We start from the raw sequence: 18,208 nt of genomic DNA on the forward strand, positions 1-18,208 counted from the left end.
GCCTCAACCCCTCGACTACGCTGGTTTGTTATGGATTCCCACTACTTCAGCGCCCAGCCGTCTGGCCCGGAAACCCGCAAACCGCTGCGCACGGTACTCGCCGGGCTGGAGCGCACCCTGGTGACCTCCTCGGGTATTTTCAGCTCTGATTCGATTGACAAAGGCACCCGCATCCTGCTCGCTGAGGCGCCAGATCCGGTGGGCGCGCGGATGTTGGATATTGGCTGCGGCTGGGGGCCGCTGGCGCTGACGATGGCCCTCAAGGCGCCCGACGCCGAAGTGATCGCCATCGACGTCAACGAACGGGCCCTGGCGCTCACTGCGGAGAACGCGAAGCTGTTGGGGCTGGGCAAGGTCCTGGTCCAGCGGCCGGAGGAGGTCGACGCCGACGCGACCTTCGACACCATCTGGTCCAATCCGCCGATCCGGGTAGGCAAGGATGAGTTGCACGCACTGCTGCTGAAGTGGCTTCCGCGGCTGTCCCCTGCCGGCTCAGCCTGGCTGGTGGTGCAGAAGAACCTGGGCGCTGACTCGCTGCAGAAGTGGATCGCCGATCAATTGGGCGACGGTTTCGCGGTGTCCAGGACGGCCACTTCGAAGTCGTTCAGGATTATCCGGGTCGAGCGGCCCACAGCCTAGAACCAATGATCCAGGCCCCGGTCCGGGGTGGTACGCGCCTACAGGAGCGTACCGGTGGCCACCAGTACTGCCGGTCCGCTGAGGCTGACGTGTTCACGCCCGTCCGGTCCGGCGTGGAAGCGGACGCCGACGACGCCGCCGGGTACGTCGACTTTCCAGACCAGGGGCGCTTCGGCTCCAGCCCAGAACCGGGTGGCTGCGGCGGCGGCGCAGGCCCCGGTGCCGCAGGACAGGGTCTCCCCCACGCCGCGCTCGTGCACCCTCATCCTGACCTGGCCGACACCGTCCTGCACCAAGGGGTCGCGGGGCACCACGAATTCGACGTTGGTGCCATCGGCGGGGGGTGGCTGGACCACTGGCGCATCAACGAGACGCGTCGCCTCAAGCTCTGCGGGGTCAGCCAGTGCCACCACGGTGTGCGGGTTGCCCATGCTGATGGACAGGGCGGGTCGGGGAACCTCTAGCCCGTCAGCCTCAACCAGGCAGTCAGTGCCGCGCGCGGTGGCGACGTCAGGGAAGATGAACTCCCAGGGCCCCATATCCACCGAATAGCCGTCAGGGGACCGCTCGACCAGCTTGATCCCTCCGCGGGTAGCGATCGACGCTGTGGCACCCTCGGCGAGGCTGAGGAGCCCGGCCGACACCAGGAGGTGAACAAATACCCGGACTCCGTTGCCGCACATCTCCGACAGGGAGCCGTCCGCGTTGCGGTAGTCCATGAACCATTCGGCCGACGGATCGCTTTGCAGCAGTGCCCTGCCCTCGGGCAGGTGATGCGACCGGATGGCACGGATCAGCCCGTCCGCTCCGATCCCGCGATGCCGATCGCAGATGGTCCTGACATGGTCGGGTGCGATCTCCAACTCGCCGTCGGGGTCGGTGACCAGCACAAAGTCGTTGCCGGTACCGTGCCCCTTGGTGAAGGCCACTCCGGTGAGGGGCATCGGGGCGGGGGAAACCAGTGTGTCGGGTGGTGTAGTCACCTGTCTAGGATAGGCCGAAGGTCCGCCGGATGTGGTCTGCGGCCTGGGAGGTGAGGTGCGGATCCTCCCAATCGAGCCAGGTAATCCGCGGGTCGGCGCGGAACCAGGTGAGCTGCCGCCGGGCGAAGCGACGGGTGGCGTCGATGGTGTCGCTGGCCGCCTGGTCCTGGGTCAGCTCGCCGTCGAGCACCCTGAGGAATTGGGCGTAGCCGAGTGCTCTGGACGCGGTGCGGCCGGTGCGAAGCCCGTGGTTATCCAGGGTGGCCACCTCGTTGAGCAGCCCGTCGTCCACCATGGTGTGGACCCGCGCGGCCAGGCGTTCCCTGAGGAGGGCGCGGTCGACCTGCAGACCGAGCTGGAGTGCCGGCTGGTGGTAGTGGCGTTGCGGCATGAAGGAGCTGAAGGGCCGGCCGGTCACCTCGTGGACTTCCAGCGCCCGGATCAGACGCCGGTCGTCGAGGTCCCGACCGGCGGAGACCGGGTCGATTTCTGCCAGCCGCTGGCGGAGGGAGTCGGCACCGTCGCGGTCCAGGTCGGCCTCCAGCCGGACCCTGATGGCGGGGTCGGTGCCGGGGAACTCCAGCACGTCGAGGGCCGCCCGCACGTAGAGGCCAGACCCGCCGACCAGGATCGGCAGCTTGCCCCGGTCCCGGATGGCGGCGATCGTGGCGCGCGCCTGCATCTGGTACGCCGCCACGCTTGCTTCCTCGTTCACGTCGAGGGTGTCCAGCAGGTGATGCGGTATCCCCTGCCGTTCCTGGACGGTGACCTTGGCGGTGCCGATGTCCATGCCGCGATAGAACTGCATCGAGTCGGCGTTGATGATTTCGCCGTCGAACTGGTGTGCCAAGTCAATGCCCAGGGTGGACTTCCCCGATCCCGTGGGCCCGACGACGGCGATCAGGGGTGGATTTGCCGTGTCCGCCGCGGTCATCGTCAGGCGCCGCGGACCGGGAGCGAGGGCATCCCCAGTAACACGGCACCCGGCGTGAGGGCGTCTGGGCCGGTCGCGCCGGGTGCAGGCGCTCCGCAGGAGTCGGCCTGCGACCTGTCCCACGCGTCGCCGGCCCGGGACCGGCGGATGTGGATGTCAGCGCTCGACGTCGGGTCGGCGACCAGGTGGAACGCGGCGGCTTCGGTGACAGTAACGGTGACCAGGTCGCCGGGCCGGGGTGGGTCGACGCCGTCGGGTACCGAGAAGTGGACCAGCCGCTGGTCGCGTGCCCGGCCCGACAAGCGGTGGGTTTCGCTGGCTTTGCGGCCCTGTTGGGCGGTCACCATCAGTTCGACGGTGCGTCCGAGCTGGAGGGAGTTCTCTTCAGCCGCGATCCGATCCTGCAGCGCGGTGAGGCGTTCGAACCGTTCCTGCACCACAGCCTTCGGGATCTGGTTCGGCAGGTCGGCGGCAGGGGTGCCGGGCCGCTTGGAGTACTGGAAAGTGAACGCTGTAGCGAAGCGGGACTTCTCGACAACGTCGAGGGTGGCCTGGAAGTCTTCCTCGGTTTCGCCGGGAAAGCCCACGATGATGTCGGTGGAAATCGAGGCGTGCGGCATCTTGTCCCGCACCCGGTCCAGGATGCCGAGAAACTTCGATGACCGGTAGGAGCGCCGCATGGATTTGAGGATCTGGTCGGACCCCGACTGCAGTGGCATGTGTAGTTGGGGCATCACATTGGGTGTCTCGGCCATCGCATCAATGACGTCGTCGGTGAAGGCCGCGGGATGGGGGCTGGTGAACCTGACACGTTCCAGTCCTTCGATGGCGCCGCAGGCGCGCAGGAGCTTCGCGAAGGCGCCCCGATCACCGAACTCAACGCCGTAGGAGTTGACGTTTTGCCCCAGCAGGGTCACTTCGATAGCGCCGTCGGCGACCAGCGCTTCGATCTCGGCGAGAATTTCCCCGGGACGCCGGTCGCGTTCCTTGCCCCGGAGGGCGGGCACAATACAAAAAGTGCAGGTGTTGTTGCAGCCCACTGAAATGGACACCCAGCCCGAGTAGACGGCGTCGCGCTTGGTGGGCAGGGTGGAGGGGAAGACATCGAGGGACTCGAGGATCTCCAGCTGCGCCTCGTTGTTGTGGCGGGCACGTTCCAACAGGGCCGGAAGCGCCCCGACGTTGTGGGTGCCGAACACCGCGTCAACCCACGGCGCCTTCTTCAGGATGGTGTCGCGGTCCTTCTGGGCGAGGCAACCCCCGACGGCGATCTGCATGCCCGGGTGGGTTTCCTTCACGGAGGCGAGCATGCCGAGATTGCCGTAGAGCTTGTTGTCGGCATTCTCGCGGACAGCACAGGTGTTGAACACGACGACGTCGGCCTGCGCGTCTGTCGCCGCCGCATAGCCGGCGGCCTCCAAAAGACCCGAGATGCGCTCCGAGTCGTGGACGTTCATCTGGCAACCGTAGGTGCGAACCTCGTAGGTGCGCTGCGCTTCCGGCGGGGATGCGCCAGGAACACCGGCCTGTTCTGCGGCGGGACCTGTGGGAAGGGTTGGGGTAATGAGACTCACCCGTTAAGGGTACGTGTGCCGCGCTGACCCCCACAATCGGCGGGACCTCCGGGTCTGCGCCGCACCCGTGAATCAGTCAGTACCAGTTCATCCGCTGGGAATGCTGCCAGGCGGAGCACGGTGATCCATACCGGCCCGAAATGTAGCCCAGCCCCCATTCGATCTGGGTGCGGTAGTTGGTGCGCCAGTCAGCCCCGGCGCTGCCCATCTTGCTGCCGGGCAGCGACTGGGGGATGCCGTAGGCGCCGCTGTAGGGATTGTTCGCGCTGGTCAGCCACCGGGACTCCTTGTTCCATAGATTGACCAGGCACTGGAACTCGCCTTCGTTCCACCCGAACGACGGGAGCCGGGAGGAAGCGTAGGCCTGGGCTCCGGCGGGGTCATCGACGATCGGAGCGGGCGCTGGCGGAGCTGGTGCCGGGGCAGGAGCCGGTGCTGGCGGTTTTGGCGAGGGAGCTGGTGCCGGGGCAGGAGCCGGTGGTTTTGGCGCAGGTCCGGGGTCCGGTTCAGCGTGAGGCGGGGCAGGGGCCGGGCCAGGGATGGGTATGGGTAAAGGCGCTGGAGACTGAGAGGCCGGAGACTGAGGGGCCGGCGGCGCGGGAGCACGCGGTGGCGCCGTAGTTGCCGCAACAGCGGCTTCGGCTGCGGCCCTGGCCACCGCAGCGGCCTCCGCTGCTGCCTGTTGTTCGAGGAAAGCCGCTTCTTCCTGCAGGCCCTGGATACGGTTTGCCTCAAGGGTTGCCGTGGTGTCGTTGAGCTCGGCGAGCTGTTCGAAGAGTTCAGCCGCACGGATTTCCTGTTCCTGGACCGAGGCTCGTGCTGCGGCGTCGTCGTCCTGGGCGACGTCGAGGCGGGAGGCCGCTTCGGCCGTGAGCTCACGGTGTCGGTCGGTGGCGGCGTCGTAGCGGTCCTGCAGGGATTCCACTTCCTGCTCCGCGGCGACGGCGTCGGTATAGGAACCGGCGGCACGGTCGGTCACTGTTTCCAGCACCATCATCCGATCGAGGAGATCCATGGCGCCCTCGGGATCCAGCAACACCAGCATCCCGGTACTGGTGCTTCCCGTCTTGTAGGACAGGGCGGCAGCGGCGCCCGCTGCCTCATGGAGGTCGGCCGACTCGGCTTTCGCGTTGGCCAACTGGACCGCCAGGGTGTCTGAGAGCCGCTCACTGACCTGCAGCTCCTGCGCTGCACGGCTGTGGTCGGCTGCGGATTGCACCGCCGCGTCGCCAAGCTCTGCCGAGGTCGATCGCAGCCCTTCCAATAGAGCTTCAATCTCCAGGACGTGGTCCTGCTTGGCCGTGGCGTTGTCTTTCGCTGCCCGGATTTCGTCCCAGGTCGGAAAATCCTGGGCGACGGCGGGAGCAACGGGAGTGAGGAGCGAGGCGCCGAGCACCAGCACGGCTAACGCTGCACCAGCGCCCATCCGTGCAGCAGTTAATGTCCGCCCCAACCCGATCATGACGCTGCTCAGCCTACAGTTCAGTGTTCGGGGTCCGCCAGACCCTTACCCGTCAATTAAGGGAACGAATAGATAACGGGCTACCGGAGGCTTAACCCATGATGACGGACTGGCCGCGCCCGCTAGGCGCCTCAGAACAGTTGAGCTCAGGTCAGTTGAGCTCAGGTCAGTCGGGATCAGGGCCGTCGCCGGTGCCCTCGTCATCAGCAGCGCTCATGTCGTCGGCTGCCTCATCGAGGATGGATCTCACCACACCGAAGGCCAACGATGGCGCGTATCCCTTGCGCCCGAGCATGCTCACCAGGCGCCGGGTCTCCTTGTCGCGGGCTGCCCGATCCAGTGACACCGTACCGGGCCTGTGCTTTCGGCGGACGAGCTGCTCGGCGGCCTCCCGCTCCTCCTCGTCGCTCACCTGGGCCAGCGCCTCTTCGGCGAGCTCGCCGTGAATGCCCTTCTCGGCCAGCTCCCGTTTCAGAGCGCTGCGGGCGAGCGAACGAGCCGATGCCCGGCTACGCACCCACATCATCGCGAACTCGGCGTCGTCAACGAGCTGGACCTCTTCGAACCGGTCCAGCACTGAAGTTGCCACCTCGTCCGGCACCTCCCGCTCCGCTAGTTTGGAGGCAAGCTGGTGGCGGCTCTTTGGTGCAAGCGTCAATTGGCGCAGCACGATCGACCGGGCTGTGGCGTACGGGTCTGTGTCGGGTTCCGGGCCTTCTCCGCCGGCGCCCGAACGTTGGCGGCGCGGTTTCCGTTCTGTGTTTCCCGCTGTCCCGCCATCCGACGACCACCCGGAGGATCCTCCAACGGATTTCCCGGCGGCACCGGCAGCGGACTGACGCTTGGCGTTCTGCCCGCCCCTAGAGCCACCATTCTGCCCGAACCCCATGACTGCCTAGCGGTTCTCTCCACTAACCGCCTTCAACTTGGGCTCGGCCTTTGCCTTTGGTTCGACCGTTGCGTCCTCGGCCGCCACTCCCACACCCAGCTTCTCGCGGATGCGGCGTTCCAGCTCGTCGGTCAGGTCAGGGTTGTCGAGCAGGAACTTGCGTGCGTTTTCCTTACCCTGTCCCAGCTGGTCTCCGTCATAGGTGAACCAGGCACCGGACTTCTTGACCAGGCCGTTTTCGACGCCGACGTCGATCAACCCGCCCTCGCGTGAAATTCCGTAGCCGTACAGAATGTCGAACTCGGCTTGCTTGAAGGGCGGCGCCATCTTGTTCTTGACCACCTTGGCGCGGGTCCGGTTTCCGACCGGAACCGCACCCTCTTTCAGGGTCTCGATCCGGCGGACGTCGATACGGATGGACGCGTAGAACTTCAGCGCCTTGCCGCCGGTGGTGGTTTCCGGGCTACCGAAGAACACACCAATTTTCTCGCGAAGCTGGTTGATGAAGATCGCTGTGGTCTTGCTCTGGGCAAGGCGGCCGGTAATCTTGCGGAGCGCCTGGCTCATCAGCCGGGCCTGCAGACCCACGTGGCTGTCGCCCATGTCGCCCTCGATCTCGGCGCGCGGCACCAGGGCTGCCACCGAGTCGATGACGATGACGTCGATCGATCCTGAGCCGATCAGCATGTCCATGATCTCCAGCGCCTGCTCGCCGGTATCCGGCTGGGAGACCAGCAGGGCGTCGGTATCGACTCCCAGCCGCTTGGCGTACTCGGGGTCAAGGGCGTGCTCAGCATCGATGAAGGCTGCAATGCCGCCGTTGCGCTGCGCGTTGGCGACAGCGTGCAGCGCCAGGGTGGTTTTACCGGAGGATTCCGGACCGTAGATCTCCACGACCCGGCCCCGGGGAAGCCCGCCTATGCCCAGCGCTGCGTCCAGCGCAATGGAACTGGTGGAAATGGTTTCAATCGGGGCGCGTACCTCATCGCCCAGGCGCATTACCGAGCCCTTGCCATACTGCTTGTCGATCTGCGCGAGTGCTGCTTCGAGTGCTTTCTCGCGGTCTGCTGGTGCGGCCATTCTTCACCTCGGTTTGTTGTGGCCGTGATGGCCGTTTTCGTGTTCAATTCGACCGTAGCCCGGGGCACTGACAAATTGAGAAGCTTCACGGCGTATGTGGATAACCACGACCACCGTCTGTTAGAAATGATAGTCCTACCCGAACAAATATTCGAATAACTCGCGCGGCGTGTCAGGAGCCGTACGGGCGCTATTTGGGCGTGATGTCCCGGCCCAGCCGGCGTTCGGGCGGGACGTCCTGTAACTCGCACACAGCCGCCCAGATATCGCGGGGGCTGATCCCTGCCCCGAGCGCCTCAACCGGCGTGCGGCCGCCGAGATCCGCCAACACAACGGTGCGGGCCAGGGTGCGGGAATACCCACCGCCAAACTCGTCATCCATAAGCCGCCAAAAGGCACTGGTTCGCATGGAGTAATCCTCTCATTTCCCGGGGCTCGTGGAGTCGACTTACTCCCACAACGAAACCCGTTCGCCGACGATTGTGTCGCTCACCATAGAATGAACCACATGACAGCCGAGCATCGTGAAGCCGACCCCACCGTTGACACCGCCATTCAGGCGCTGGAGCAACAACTGAGCATGTTGTGGCGGAGGGCACGATCCAACTCCTACAAGGTGGCCCGGCGTGTCCACCCGGACATGGAACCGGCCGCCTACGGCCTGCTGGTCATCCTGCAGAGGGAGGGTGCCATGAGGTTGACCGATATAGCCGCGAGCATCGGCGTCGGGAAACCTTCCGTCAGCCGCCAGATCGCGATGCTCGAGCAGCTGGGGCTGGTGCAGAAGGAGGCCGACCCGCTCGACGGCCGGGCCCAGTCCATCACCCTGACCCCCGCCGGTTCGCAGCAGTTGGTGACCGCTCAGAACGCCCGCAAGGAAGCATTCCACAATCTGATGGATGACTGGGACGTCAAAGACCTCACCACCCTCGGCCAGCTGATCGCCCAGCTCAATGAGACGTACACCAAAGACAAGTGGTGACCAGCCCATAACAAAACCCGCCGGCATGATCCCGGCGGGTTTTGTTGAAGCGGTTCTTGAGGGCTGCTGCAAACCCGCTATTAGCGGTTCGTCGCCGCCAGCCCGCGGCCGAAATCGGTGGCAAGGTCATCGGGGATGTCGCCAACAAAGGCCCTGGCGAATTCCTGGGGCACGGTGTCGGGTACCGACACGCCCTCAGCCTCGGCGAGACGTTCGCTGACTTCGCGGAGCATGAGGGACAACGGAACGTCCAGTGCGGTGCAGATAGAGGACAAGAGCTCCGAGGATGCTTCCTTCTGGCCGCGCTCCACCTCACTCAGGTAACCCAGGGAGACTCGTGCGCTGTGTGAAACCTCGCGCAGTGTGCGGCCCTGCCGCTGGCGGACGTCCCGCAGGACATCGCCAATCTCATGGCGTAGGACTACCATTTTGCGCTCCTTCGGCTTGCGCTGTGCGTCTTCCGCCAACCCCACATCCCGCCAACGGACTACTCCGTTTATGGATACGGGTTGCTTTACCATCTGAATCGCCATGCTCCCTCGTTGCAATTGAACCGGGGTCTCCTTAGGGAGCTGTACCGGTTTCGTAGTTTCAAGCCTAAGCTGTCAACCTGTTCAATGGCTGACAGTAATAATAACTGTTCGGTCCTAGGATTTGTTCCCTGCGTCCTGCAGGCGTAGCAAAGCACCCAATTGGTCCAGTGCTGCGCGGCAGGCACGCCGCCGCACCTCCTCGCGGTCGCCCTCGAACAGGTACTCACTGACGGTGGTGCCGGCAGCGGACGCCACCGCCACGAAAACCGTCCCCACGGCTTTGCCCCCGTGCGGCTCCGGCCCAGCGGCCCCGGTGGTCGACACGGCAATATCAGCGGTGAACACCCGGCGGGCCCCGTCAGCCATCTGGCGGGCGACGACGGCGTCAACGGCCCCGGTTGCCGCAAGCCCGCTGGCGTCAACACCGAGAACGTCCACCTTGATCCGGTTCTGGTAGGTCACTGCCCCGCCCTGGAAGACAGCTGACGCCCCGGGCACCGAGCCGAGCGCAGCAGCGACCAGCCCAGCGGTCACCGATTCGGCTGTCGCGACGGTCAGGTTTCGGGCGGCGGCAAGGCTCACCACCTCGGCGGCGGGCCCCGGCGCGTCGGAGGATTCAACCATTACGACGTCGAGTCGGGCTGGCCCGGTGCACGGGCATCGCGTCGGAGCCGGACCGCCTGCACAATGTAGTCCAGCCCGGTGATGACCGTGACGGCAACGGCTGCGAGCATCACGGCGATGGCCAGCCAGGAATACCAGTCCCCCACCAGACCGGCAAGGGGCAGCAGGTAAAGGAAGATCGCGAACGTCTGAATGACGGTCTTGAGTTTCCCGCCACGCGAGGCGGGCATCACCCCGTACCGGATGACGGCGAACCGCAGCACGGTGATGCCCAGTTCACGCACCAGGATCACCAGGGTCACCCACCACCAGAGTTCACCCAGCACCGAGAGCAGGATCAGGGCCGAGCCGATCAGCAGCTTGTCGGCGATCGGATCAGCGATTTTCCCGAAGTCGGTAATCAGCCCCCGGCTGCGTGCCAGGTCACCGTCGAGCTTGTCCGTGTAGATCGCGACGGCGAAGACCGCCACGGCCAGCCAGCGGAACAATCCCCCACTGCCGTCGTCGGCCGAGTCGTCGAGGAGCAGGAACCAGATGAAGAACGGGACCAGCAGGATCCTCACCACCGTCAGGACGTTGGCAATGTTCAGCGTAGGGACCTGTTTGGCCGGAGGAGTACTCACGGCTCAAGGCTACCTTCCCGTGAGCGACCAGGCGTCAGTGGAACCGTCATCGTCGTCGTCGGATCCGTCATGATACTGGCCGGCCTGGCGGCGGGCCTCGAGGTCGTCGGCCACCAGGTCGATGGGCGCGGCAGCGCTGGCGGCCGGTTCGTCGGGGACGGAGACCGGGCCGTCGCCGCGCATCGCGCCGAGTACGGCGGCCAGGTCATCAGGCTTGACGAGCACGTCGCGGGCCTTGGATCCCTCCGAAGGGCCCACCACACCACGGGATTCCAGCAGGTCCATGAGCCGGCCTGCCTTGGCGAATCCGACCCGCAGCTTGCGCTGCAGCATGGACGTGGAGCCGAACTGGGTGGTGACCACCAGCTCGGTGGCCTGCAGCAGGACGTCGAGATCGTCGCCGATGTCGTCGTCGATCTGCTTCTTCGGGGCTTCGACCGCCACATCCTCGCGGTAGTTGGCCTTCAGCTGGCCCTTGACATGCTCTACCACTCGGTGGATTTCGGACTCGGTGACCCAGGCACCCTGCACACGCATCGGTTTGGAGGCGCCCATGGGAAGGAAGAGGGCGTCGCCCTGCCCGATCAGCTTCTCCGCGCCCGGCTGGTCCAGGACCACACGGGAGTCGGTGACCGAGGAGGTAGCGAAAGCCATCCGCGACGGCACGTTGGCCTTGATCAGCCCGGTGACGACGTCGACCGAGGGCCGCTGGGTGGCGAGCACCAGGTGGATACCTGCGGCCCGGGCCAGCTGGGTGATGCGCACAATGGAATCCTCGACGTCGCGGGGTGCCACCATCATCAGGTCGGCGAGTTCATCGACGATGACCAGCAGGTACGGGTAGGGGCGGACCACGCGTTTGGAGCCTTCGGGCGGGATGACCTTCCCGTTCCGGACCGCCTTGTTGAAGTCGTCGATGTGCTTGTAGCCGTAGTTGGCGAGGTCGTCGTAGCGGGTGTCCATTTCCCGGACCACCCACTGCAGCGCCTCGGCGGCCTTCTTCGGGCTGGTGATGATGGGCGTGATCAGGTGGGGAACGCCCTCATAGGCGGTGAGCTCCACCCGCTTGGGGTCCACCATGACCATGCGCACCTCATCGGGGGTGGAGCGCATCAGGATCGAGGTGATCATCGAGTTCACGAACGACGACTTGCCGGCACCGGTGGCACCGGCCACCAGCAGGTGGGGCATCTTGGCCAGGTTGGCGACGACGAAGCCGCCCTCAACGTCCTTGCCCACGCCCATCACCATCGGGTGGTCGGTCTTGCGGGCGTTGCCGGAGCGCAGGACGTCGCCCAACGACACGGTTTCGCGGTCGGTGTTGGGGATCTCAATGCCAATGGCCGACTTGCCCGGGATCGGCGACAGGATGCGCACGTCGGAACTCGCCACCGCGTAGGAGATGTTCTTGGACAGGGCGGTCACCCGCTCTACCTTGGTGCCGGGCGCCAGCTCAATTTCGTAGCGTGTAACCGTGGGGCCGCGGGAGAAACCGGTGACCTTCGCGTCGACGTGGAACTGGTCGAGGGTGTGGGTCAGGGCGGCGACCACCGAGTCGTTGGCTTCGGAGCGTTCCTTGGGCGGGGTTCCTGCGGGCAAGTAGTCCGACGGCGGCAGGGTGTAGGTGACGTCCCCAGCCAGCTGCAGCTGTTCGGTCCGCTGCGGCATCGGGGTGGGTGGAACCTGCGGCTGCACCGGGGTCGAGGGAACCCTTGGCGCCGCCGCGGGGAGCACCGCCATGGCTTCGGTGGCCGGTTCGGCGGCACCCTGGCCGTGGGCGGAGTCCTGGAGATCTGCGGGGATGCCGTGATCCTGTTTGATTTTCTCGGTGGCCCGCTCCTGCTGGGTGGGACGGCGGACCCCGGGTGGAACCCGGGGCTCGGCAGGAGCTGCCGCCTGCTGCGCCCGCTGGTCCTGGTCGTCGTGGTCGACGTCGTCATCCACGACTGCCCGCTCAAACGCTTCGTCGCCCACATAGCCATCCAGCTCGGCCTGTTCCCGGTCGGCCGCGCGATCGCGTCCGAAGAGACGCATTTTTCGCTTGGGCTTCTTTACCGGAGCGGAGTGGCGTTCGTCGAGGTAGCTCTGGTCGTGCTTCCTAGTGGCGGCCTCACCGTCATTGACCTGGTTAGTCTGCCGCCGGTCCTCGTCCATGAGGTCCTGCCCCATCAGATGCTCGTACAGGGCCCGGAGCCGCGAGGGGATATGCCGGAAGGGGGTGGCCGTGACAATGAGCACGCTGAGGAAAATCAGGACCGAGAGCAGGATCACCACGGGCCACTCGGTCAGGATCCCGCTGAGAGGGCCGGCGACAAGGAAGCCGACCACTCCCCCGGCCTGCCATAGGCGTTCGAAGCCGTCCACAAGTGCTGGTGCCCCACCGGAGAGGTGGGCGATACCGGATCCCGCGAACAGGGCGATGGTCATGCCAATGCCAACCCGGTTGTTGGCGCGGTGATTTTCGGGATACCTGAAGAGGCGGACCGCGCCGATCAGGAGCATGAACGGCACCAGCAGCGCCATCCAGCCGAACGTTCCCGCGGCCACAGCGTGCACCACGTCGGCGCCGGGGCCGGTCAGCGCCCACCATTCGACTGCTGCGACAGCAACGCTGAGGATCAGCAGGAACAGGCCGGTGCCATCACGGCGCAACTCTTTGTCCGGGCGCACGTCGTGCCCAAACTTGCGGACGCCTGACGCGACCATGTGGGCGCCGCCCATCCACAGTCCCCTCAGGGCGCGCAGGGGCAGGGGAAGGGTGTCACCGGGCAGCACGGTCTGCTGTTTGGTCGGTTGCCGGGTGGTGCCACCGCTTTTGTTTGCGCCGCTACGGCCCGAAGTTGAACGCGCAGCAGCCGAGGTGTTCTTACCGCGCGACTGCTGTGAACCTCTGGGGCCCGGGGAAGTACGAGTCGCCATAGTCCCCACGGTACCGGACAAAGCCCCTGATTCCCCGGACATACGCGGCCGGATCTGCGCCGCGGTAGGTGCCTGGGCTCCGGGCGGCTACGCTTCCAGGACCACCGGGATGATCATGGGCCGACGGCGGTAGCGGCGATTGACCCAGGTTCCGATCACCCGGCGGACCACCTGCTGGAGCTGGTAGACGGTGTGGTCCTTGTTGCTCCTCACGGCTTCCTCCAGGGCGGCATTGAGCTGGGGTTTGATCTCGTCGAACACTGAATCGTCTTCGGCGAAACCGCGGGCGTGGATGTCGGGACCCGAGACGATCTTCCCGGTGCTCCGGTTGACCACGGTGACGATGGAGATGAACCCCTCCTCGCCGAGGATGCGGCGGTCCTTGAGGTCGGCGTCGGTAATTTCCCCGATACTCGACCCGTCAACATAAACGAACCCGCATTCCACTGCACCCACGACCCGGGCCACCCCGTTCACCAAATCGATCACCGAACCGTCGTCGGTGAGCAGCACGTTCTCGGTGGGGATCCCGATCTGCTCGGCCAGCCGGGCGTTGGCGATGAGGTGCCGGGTTTCCCCGTGCACCGGCATGACGTTGCGGGGCTTCAGGATGTTGTAGCAGTAGAGCAGTTCACCAGCAGCCGCGTGGCCTGACACGTGGACCTTCTCGTTGCCCTTGTGGATGACGTCGGCGCCGAGCTTGAGCAGCCCGTTGATCACCCTGAACACTGCGTTCTCGTTGCCGGGGATCAGAGAGGACGCGAGGATCACCGTGTCGCCCTTCCCGACGGTGATGCGGTGGTCGCCGTTGGCCATCCGGGACAGGGCCGCCATCGGCTCACCCTGGGACCCGGTGGACATCAGCACCACCTTGTCGTCGGGCAGACTGTCGACGTTCTTGATGTCCACGAGGATGCCCTCGGGCACCTTGAGGTACCCGAGCTTCGCGGCGATGGTCATGTTCCGCACCATGGACCGTCCGGCGAAGCAGACAAAGCGGCCGTGGGCTTCGGCGGCGTCGAGCACCTGCTGCACCCGGTGGATGTGGGAGGAGAACGAGGCGACGATGATCCTTTTGGTGACCTGCCCGAACAGCCGGTTCAGCACCGGACCGATCTCCCGTTCAGCGGTGGTGAAGCCGGGCACGTCAGCGTTGGTGGAGTCGACCATGAACAGGTCGACGCCCTCCTCACCCAACCGGGCAAACGCGCGGAGGTCGGTGATCCGCCCGTCCAGCGGCAGCTGGTCCATTTTGAAGTCGCCGGTGTGCAGGACGTTTCCAGCAACAGTGCGAATAAAGACGGCCAGCGCGTCGGGGATGGAGTGGTTGACCGCAACGAATTCGCACTCGAACGGCCCGAACTGTTCAATCTGTCCCTCGGTGACGGTGAGGGTGTAGGGGGTGATCCGGTGTTCCTGCAGTTTCGCTTCGATCAGGGCCAGCGTGAGCTGGGAGCCGATCAGCGGGATGTCCTTCTTGTGGCGCAGCAGGTACGGGACTGCGCCGATGTGGTCCTCATGACCGTGCGTCAGGACCAGGCCGACGACGTCGTCGAGCCGGTCCTCGATGTAGGAAAAGTCGGGGAGGATCAGGTCGACGCCGGGCTGGGTTTCCTCAGGGAACAGCACACCACAGTCGACGATGAGCAGCTTGCCGTCGAGCTCGAAGACCGCCATGTTCCGCCCGATCTCCCCCAGACCGCCCAGCGGGACGATGCGGAGCACGCCCGGAGCCAGATCCGGTGGGGTGATGAGCGCTGTGGCGGCCGATACCGTCATGCCCGTGTTCCGTCAGCGGTCCGGGTGGAGCGCGGGCGGTCGAAGTTCATCCCCGCTTCGGCCAGATCGGCGAGGACAGCTTCCATCTCGATGGCCGAGGGTCCCACCAGTGGGAGCCTCACCACCGCGTTGGGGATCAAACCCTGCATCTTGAGGATCTGCTTCGCCGACACGGCGCCCGGGATGTGGGTCATGACCGCGCGGACCACCGGATCGAGCTCGAAGTGGATCCGGCGGGCAGTAACGAGATCCCCCGCGCCGGCGGCGTCGACAAGTGCCCTGAACTGGGCAGTGGCGACGTGGGCGCTGACGCTGACCACGCCAACACCTCCGGCGAGCATCCAGGGCATCGTGAGGCCGTCATCACCGGAGTACACGTCAAGGGTGGTGTTGGCGAGTACCCGGGTGATCTCGGCGAAGTCGGCTTTCGCGTCCTTCAGCGCCACGATCTTCGGGTTGTCAGCCAACCGGATCATGGTTTCGGTGAGGATCGGGATACCGGACCGGCCAGGAATGTCATAGATCATGATCGGGAGGTCGGTGGCAGCGGCAACCGCTTCGAAGTGGGCCAGCACCCCGGCCTGGGTGGGCTTGTTGTAGTAGGGGGTGACCACCAGTTGCCCGTCGACGCCGGCACGCTCGGCGCGCCGTGCCATCTCGATCGAGTGGGAGGTGTGGTTGGTGCCGGTGCCGGCGATCACCTTGGCACGCCCGCCCACCGTTTCGACGACTACCCGGAAGAGGTCTTCCTTCTCCTGGTCCTCCAGCGTTGAGGTCTCCCCGGTGGTACCCGAGATGACCAGCCCGTCGCAGCCGTCGTCGACCAGCTGGCTGGCCAGCTGGGCCGTGGCATCGAAGTCAACGCTGCCGTCAGGGTGGAACGGGGTCACCATCGCGATGGCCAGGGTGCCGAAGGGAAGGGTACGGGTATCGGTGTGAGGCATGGGTAAAACGTTACCCGGTTCGGCGCCGTTTAGCCTCAGCACCGCAGCATCACGGCGGGCATCAAGACGCCTGTGAGACGATCAGGTCATGGCATCTCCCACCGTTTCCCGTCGCGTGAGCGGGGTCGACGCGGCGCGCGGCGTCGCCCTCCTTGGGATGATGAGCACCCACATTTTTCCTCTCTACGTTCCGGGGACCGCTGCCGCCACCTGGGTGGCGCTGGTGTTCTCCGGGCGGGCGTCAGCCCTGTTCGCCGTCGTTGCCGGACTCGGACTGGCCTTGCTGACCGGGGGGAACCGGATCCACAACCGCCCCGCGTTGGCGATGGACCGGCGCGGTATTGCGGCCCGGGCCGCGGTAATCATGCTGATCGGGCTGACGCTCGGCGGGCTGGAGATCAACATCGCGATCATCCTGTTCCACTACGGGGTGCTGTTCCTGCTCGCCCTGCCGTTCGTCTCGATGCCCCTGCGGCGCCTCGCGTGGTGGGCCGTCGGGTGGGTACTGCTCTCCCCCGTCGCCGCCTACCTGCTGCGGCCGTGGATCGCCGACACCGTCACTCCGCCCTCGGTGGGGGGAAACCCCCTGTTTGAGACGCTACTCGAACCGGCCACCCTGCTCGCCGACATCACGGTGACCGGCTATTACCCGGCCCTGCAATGGCTGAGCTACCTCCTGATCGGAATGGCCATCGGCCGGCTGCCGCTGACGGACCTGCGGGTGCAGCTGGGACTGGCGGTTTCCGGTGCCGCGGTGGCCCTCGCAGCGAAGGCGGTCAGCGGCTATCTGCTGGGCCCGGCCGGTGGCCTGGCTGCGCTGCTGCAAACCCCCGACGGCGCCCGGTACCCGCTGGAGGCGATGATGGACGTCAGCCTGACCGGTGTTGACCAGTCGGGGTCGTGGTGGTGGTTGGCGGTCAGCGCTCCCCACTCGGGCTCCCCGCTGGATCTGCTGCACACCAGCGGGACCGCTGCCCTGGTGATTGGGCTGTGCCTGCTTGCGACCCGCAGGTTCGAGTCCGCGCTGCTTCCGCTGTCGGCGGCGGGCGCAATGACCCTAACCCTGTACACCCTGCACATCTGGACCATGAGCATTGTCGACGCACAGAATCCTGCGCCGGAGCCGTCGCTGGTCTACTGGGGCCAGGTAGTGGTGTTCGTTGTCCTGGGGGTGCTCTTGCTGAGAATCAATGCCCGCGGCCCGCTGGAACTGTTGACGTCGGGCGCATCCCGGGCGGCGCGGTCAGGACTGAACAGCTGACACCCCGGCCGGGGGCCGGCGGGAGTGGTTGATGCCGTGGACTGCCAGCAGGAGCCCGGCCAGCAGGCAACCGGCCACAAGAAGCAACGGCCCGGCACCGAGCGGGCTGACGAGCAGGCTCATGAAGGTCTGGTAGGGGCTCGATTCGCCGAGGCCACCCTGGACCGGCATGTAGACCAGGTAGGGATTCATCCCCTGTAGAGAAGACGTCACCGACATCACGCCTACCGCAGTCATCAGAGCGGCAAGCAACCAGGCGGCAACAAAGAACGGGTTGACCACTCGTCGACCCGCGACGGGTCGCGAGGCGGTCCCGTCCCCGGCGCTCTGCTGCCCTGCATGGTTTCCGGTGTCCCTGCCATCATGCGATGCATAGCGATCACCTGGCGCGCCCACTTCTGTGATGATGACCCGGTTCGTGTCGTCTTTTTCAGTCCCCATGGGGCGACTCTACGGACCAACGGCCGGAGTGCCAACCAGAAGCGCCCGGTACGGGGGTCAGCGGCCTTTCCGGTGCAGCTTCGCGGCCGTCCGCATGGAGCGCCGGGCGCGGGTCCTGTCCCCGGCAGCATCGTAGGCGCAGGAGAGCCTGAACCAGCCCCGCCAGTCCTCCGGCGCCGCCTCCACTTCCGCCTGGTATTCGGGGAACCGGGCGTCGGCGGCCGCCCTGACAATCCGTCCAGCGGGGGTCCGGGGCAGGTCATCGATGGGAAGCCCTCCCTCGGCGTCGAGTTCGTTAGCCATTTTCGACGTCTGCATCCCGAACAGGAGCTCGCGGATCATGGCCCAGCCGCCGATCAGCGGCAACAGGAGGTAGGCGAGCCCGAGCGCCTTGGCCACCAGGTCCGGATCGGCCAGCAGGATGATGCTGCGCTGCAGGGCGATGATCAGCCAAAACACCAGCAAGAGGCTCACCAGGGCCACCCCCACCTTGGCGCGGTGGCGCTTTATGGTGCCGAGGAATCCAACAGTTTCAGCCATG

Annotated in this window: 18 protein-coding genes; 3 read left to right on the plus strand and 15 right to left on the minus strand. The window is 65.8% G+C overall.

Features of this window, described 5'->3' with window-relative positions; translation table 11 throughout:
• The first annotated feature begins 30 nt into the window (after positions 1 to 30).
• Positions 31 to 639 (plus strand): class I SAM-dependent methyltransferase, encoded by a 609-nt coding sequence (locus tag IWX62_RS08710; protein WP_196841009.1) that lies wholly within the window; start codon positions 31 to 33, stop codon positions 637 to 639.
• Positions 640 to 677: 38 nt separating this feature from the next.
• Here the strand turns inward: IWX62_RS08710 and dapF are convergent, their stop codons facing one another.
• The 7 genes from dapF to IWX62_RS08745 all read right to left on the minus strand — a co-directional run bounded on the left by dapF (position 678) and on the right by IWX62_RS08745 (position 7,970).
• Positions 678 to 1,583, minus strand: coding sequence for a diaminopimelate epimerase (gene dapF / locus IWX62_RS08715; RefSeq protein WP_196841193.1), 906 nt, complete (start codon positions 1,581 to 1,583; stop codon positions 678 to 680).
• Between the two features lie 43 nt (positions 1,584 to 1,626).
• Positions 1,627 to 2,556: a tRNA (adenosine(37)-N6)-dimethylallyltransferase MiaA gene (gene miaA, locus IWX62_RS08720; protein WP_196841010.1), complete on the minus strand. Its 930-nt coding sequence runs from the start codon at positions 2,554 to 2,556 to the stop codon at positions 1,627 to 1,629.
• A gap of 2 nt (positions 2,557 to 2,558) precedes the next feature.
• Positions 2,559 to 4,130: a tRNA (N6-isopentenyl adenosine(37)-C2)-methylthiotransferase MiaB gene (gene miaB / locus IWX62_RS08725; RefSeq protein WP_196841011.1), complete on the minus strand. Its 1,572-nt coding sequence runs from the start codon at positions 4,128 to 4,130 to the stop codon at positions 2,559 to 2,561.
• Between the two features lie 76 nt (positions 4,131 to 4,206).
• Positions 4,207 to 5,556 carry a coiled-coil domain-containing protein gene (locus IWX62_RS08730; RefSeq protein ID WP_333483311.1) on the minus strand — a complete coding sequence of 450 codons (1,350 nt, stop codon included), beginning with the start codon at positions 5,554 to 5,556 and terminating at the stop codon, positions 4,207 to 4,209.
• Positions 5,557 to 5,758: 202 nt separating this feature from the next.
• On the minus strand, positions 5,759 to 6,262 hold the full coding sequence (locus tag IWX62_RS08735) for a regulatory protein RecX (RefSeq protein ID WP_333483335.1): 504 nt from the start codon (positions 6,260 to 6,262) through the stop codon (positions 5,759 to 5,761).
• Positions 6,263 to 6,487: 225 nt separating this feature from the next.
• Positions 6,488 to 7,561, minus strand: a complete 1,074-nt coding sequence (gene recA / locus IWX62_RS08740) for a recombinase RecA (protein WP_196841014.1) — start codon at positions 7,559 to 7,561, stop codon at positions 6,488 to 6,490.
• 190 nt (positions 7,562 to 7,751) lie between these two features.
• Positions 7,752 to 7,970 carry a DUF3046 domain-containing protein gene (locus IWX62_RS08745; protein WP_196841015.1) on the minus strand — a complete coding sequence of 73 codons (219 nt, stop codon included), beginning with the start codon at positions 7,968 to 7,970 and terminating at the stop codon, positions 7,752 to 7,754.
• 99 nt (positions 7,971 to 8,069) lie between these two features.
• Between IWX62_RS08745 and IWX62_RS08750 the strand changes: the two genes are divergently transcribed.
• Positions 8,070 to 8,543, plus strand: a complete 474-nt coding sequence (locus IWX62_RS08750) for a MarR family winged helix-turn-helix transcriptional regulator (protein WP_196841016.1) — start codon at positions 8,070 to 8,072, stop codon at positions 8,541 to 8,543.
• Between the two features lie 80 nt (positions 8,544 to 8,623).
• On the opposite strand, the gene IWX62_RS08755 is transcribed toward IWX62_RS08750, so the two are convergent.
• The 6 genes from IWX62_RS08755 to dapA all read right to left on the minus strand — a co-directional run bounded on the left by IWX62_RS08755 (position 8,624) and on the right by dapA (position 15,965).
• Positions 8,624 to 9,064: a helix-turn-helix domain-containing protein gene (locus IWX62_RS08755; protein WP_333483312.1), complete on the minus strand. Its 441-nt coding sequence runs from the start codon at positions 9,062 to 9,064 to the stop codon at positions 8,624 to 8,626.
• Positions 9,065 to 9,190: 126 nt separating this feature from the next.
• Positions 9,191 to 9,700, minus strand: a complete 510-nt coding sequence (locus tag IWX62_RS08760) for a CinA family protein (RefSeq protein WP_196841017.1) — start codon at positions 9,698 to 9,700, stop codon at positions 9,191 to 9,193.
• The gene (gene pgsA / locus IWX62_RS08765) at positions 9,700 to 10,323 is read right to left on the minus strand and encodes a CDP-diacylglycerol--glycerol-3-phosphate 3-phosphatidyltransferase (RefSeq protein ID WP_196841018.1); all 624 of its coding nucleotides are present in this window, start codon (positions 10,321 to 10,323) and stop codon (positions 9,700 to 9,702) included. Before pgsA ends, IWX62_RS08760 begins: the two co-directional genes overlap by 1 nt.
• Before the next feature lie 9 nt (positions 10,324 to 10,332).
• Complete coding sequence (locus IWX62_RS08770; protein ID WP_196841019.1) at positions 10,333 to 13,242, minus strand: FtsK/SpoIIIE family DNA translocase; 2,910 nt, start codon at positions 13,240 to 13,242, stop codon at positions 10,333 to 10,335.
• An 87-nt stretch (positions 13,243 to 13,329) separates the two neighbouring features.
• Positions 13,330 to 15,021, minus strand: a complete 1,692-nt coding sequence (locus IWX62_RS08775) for a ribonuclease J (RefSeq protein ID WP_196841020.1) — start codon at positions 15,019 to 15,021, stop codon at positions 13,330 to 13,332.
• The gene (dapA, locus tag IWX62_RS08780; protein ID WP_196841021.1) at positions 15,018 to 15,965 is read right to left on the minus strand and encodes a 4-hydroxy-tetrahydrodipicolinate synthase; all 948 of its coding nucleotides are present in this window, start codon (positions 15,963 to 15,965) and stop codon (positions 15,018 to 15,020) included. Before dapA ends, IWX62_RS08775 begins: the two co-directional genes overlap by 4 nt.
• An 88-nt stretch (positions 15,966 to 16,053) precedes the next feature.
• On the opposite strand from dapA, the gene IWX62_RS08785 reads away from it, so the two are divergent.
• The gene (locus IWX62_RS08785; protein ID WP_196841022.1) at positions 16,054 to 17,226 is read left to right on the plus strand and encodes a heparan-alpha-glucosaminide N-acetyltransferase domain-containing protein; all 1,173 of its coding nucleotides are present in this window, start codon (positions 16,054 to 16,056) and stop codon (positions 17,224 to 17,226) included.
• Here the strand turns inward: IWX62_RS08785 and IWX62_RS08790 are convergent.
• Positions 17,209 to 17,667, minus strand: coding sequence for a hypothetical protein (locus IWX62_RS08790; protein ID WP_196841023.1), 459 nt, complete (start codon positions 17,665 to 17,667; stop codon positions 17,209 to 17,211). The two genes, IWX62_RS08785 and IWX62_RS08790, sit on opposite strands and share 18 nt — an antisense overlap.
• Positions 17,668 to 17,724: 57 nt before the next feature.
• Positions 17,725 to 18,207 (minus strand): hypothetical protein, encoded by a 483-nt coding sequence (locus IWX62_RS08795; RefSeq protein WP_196841024.1) that lies wholly within the window; start codon positions 18,205 to 18,207, stop codon positions 17,725 to 17,727.
• Between the last annotated feature and the right edge of the window lies 1 nt (position 18,208).

Source organism: Arthrobacter sp. CAN_A1 (genome assembly GCF_015751665.1).
Lineage (GTDB): Bacteria > Actinomycetota > Actinomycetes > Actinomycetales > Micrococcaceae > Arthrobacter_D.

Coding starts and splice junctions, on each gene's coding strand:
- IWX62_RS08710 (WP_196841009.1), top strand. CDS start 31: ATGGATTCCCACTACTTCAGCGCCCAGCCGTCTGGCCCGGAAACCCGC.
- dapF (WP_196841193.1), bottom strand. CDS start 1,583: ATGCCCCTCACCGGAGTGGCCTTCACCAAGGGGCACGGTACCGGCAAC.
- miaA (WP_196841010.1), bottom strand. CDS start 2,556: ATGACCGCGGCGGACACGGCAAATCCACCCCTGATCGCCGTCGTCGGG.
- IWX62_RS08730 (WP_333483311.1), bottom strand. CDS start 5,556: ATGGGCGCTGGTGCAGCGTTAGCCGTGCTGGTGCTCGGCGCCTCGCTC.
- recA (WP_196841014.1), bottom strand. CDS start 7,561: ATGGCCGCACCAGCAGACCGCGAGAAAGCACTCGAAGCAGCACTCGCG.
- IWX62_RS08745 (WP_196841015.1), bottom strand. CDS start 7,970: ATGCGAACCAGTGCCTTTTGGCGGCTTATGGATGACGAGTTTGGCGGT.
- IWX62_RS08750 (WP_196841016.1), top strand. CDS start 8,070: ATGACAGCCGAGCATCGTGAAGCCGACCCCACCGTTGACACCGCCATT.
- IWX62_RS08755 (WP_333483312.1), bottom strand. CDS start 9,064: ATGGTAAAGCAACCCGTATCCATAAACGGAGTAGTCCGTTGGCGGGAT.
- IWX62_RS08760 (WP_196841017.1), bottom strand. CDS start 9,700: ATGGTTGAATCCTCCGACGCGCCGGGGCCCGCCGCCGAGGTGGTGAGC.
- IWX62_RS08770 (WP_196841019.1), bottom strand. CDS start 13,242: ATGGCGACTCGTACTTCCCCGGGCCCCAGAGGTTCACAGCAGTCGCGC.
- IWX62_RS08775 (WP_196841020.1), bottom strand. CDS start 15,021: ATGACGGTATCGGCCGCCACAGCGCTCATCACCCCACCGGATCTGGCT.
- dapA (WP_196841021.1), bottom strand. CDS start 15,965: ATGCCTCACACCGATACCCGTACCCTTCCCTTCGGCACCCTGGCCATC.
- IWX62_RS08785 (WP_196841022.1), top strand. CDS start 16,054: ATGGCATCTCCCACCGTTTCCCGTCGCGTGAGCGGGGTCGACGCGGCG.
- IWX62_RS08790 (WP_196841023.1), bottom strand. CDS start 17,667: ATGGGGACTGAAAAAGACGACACGAACCGGGTCATCATCACAGAAGTG.
- IWX62_RS08795 (WP_196841024.1), bottom strand. CDS start 18,207: ATGGCTGAAACTGTTGGATTCCTCGGCACCATAAAGCGCCACCGCGCC.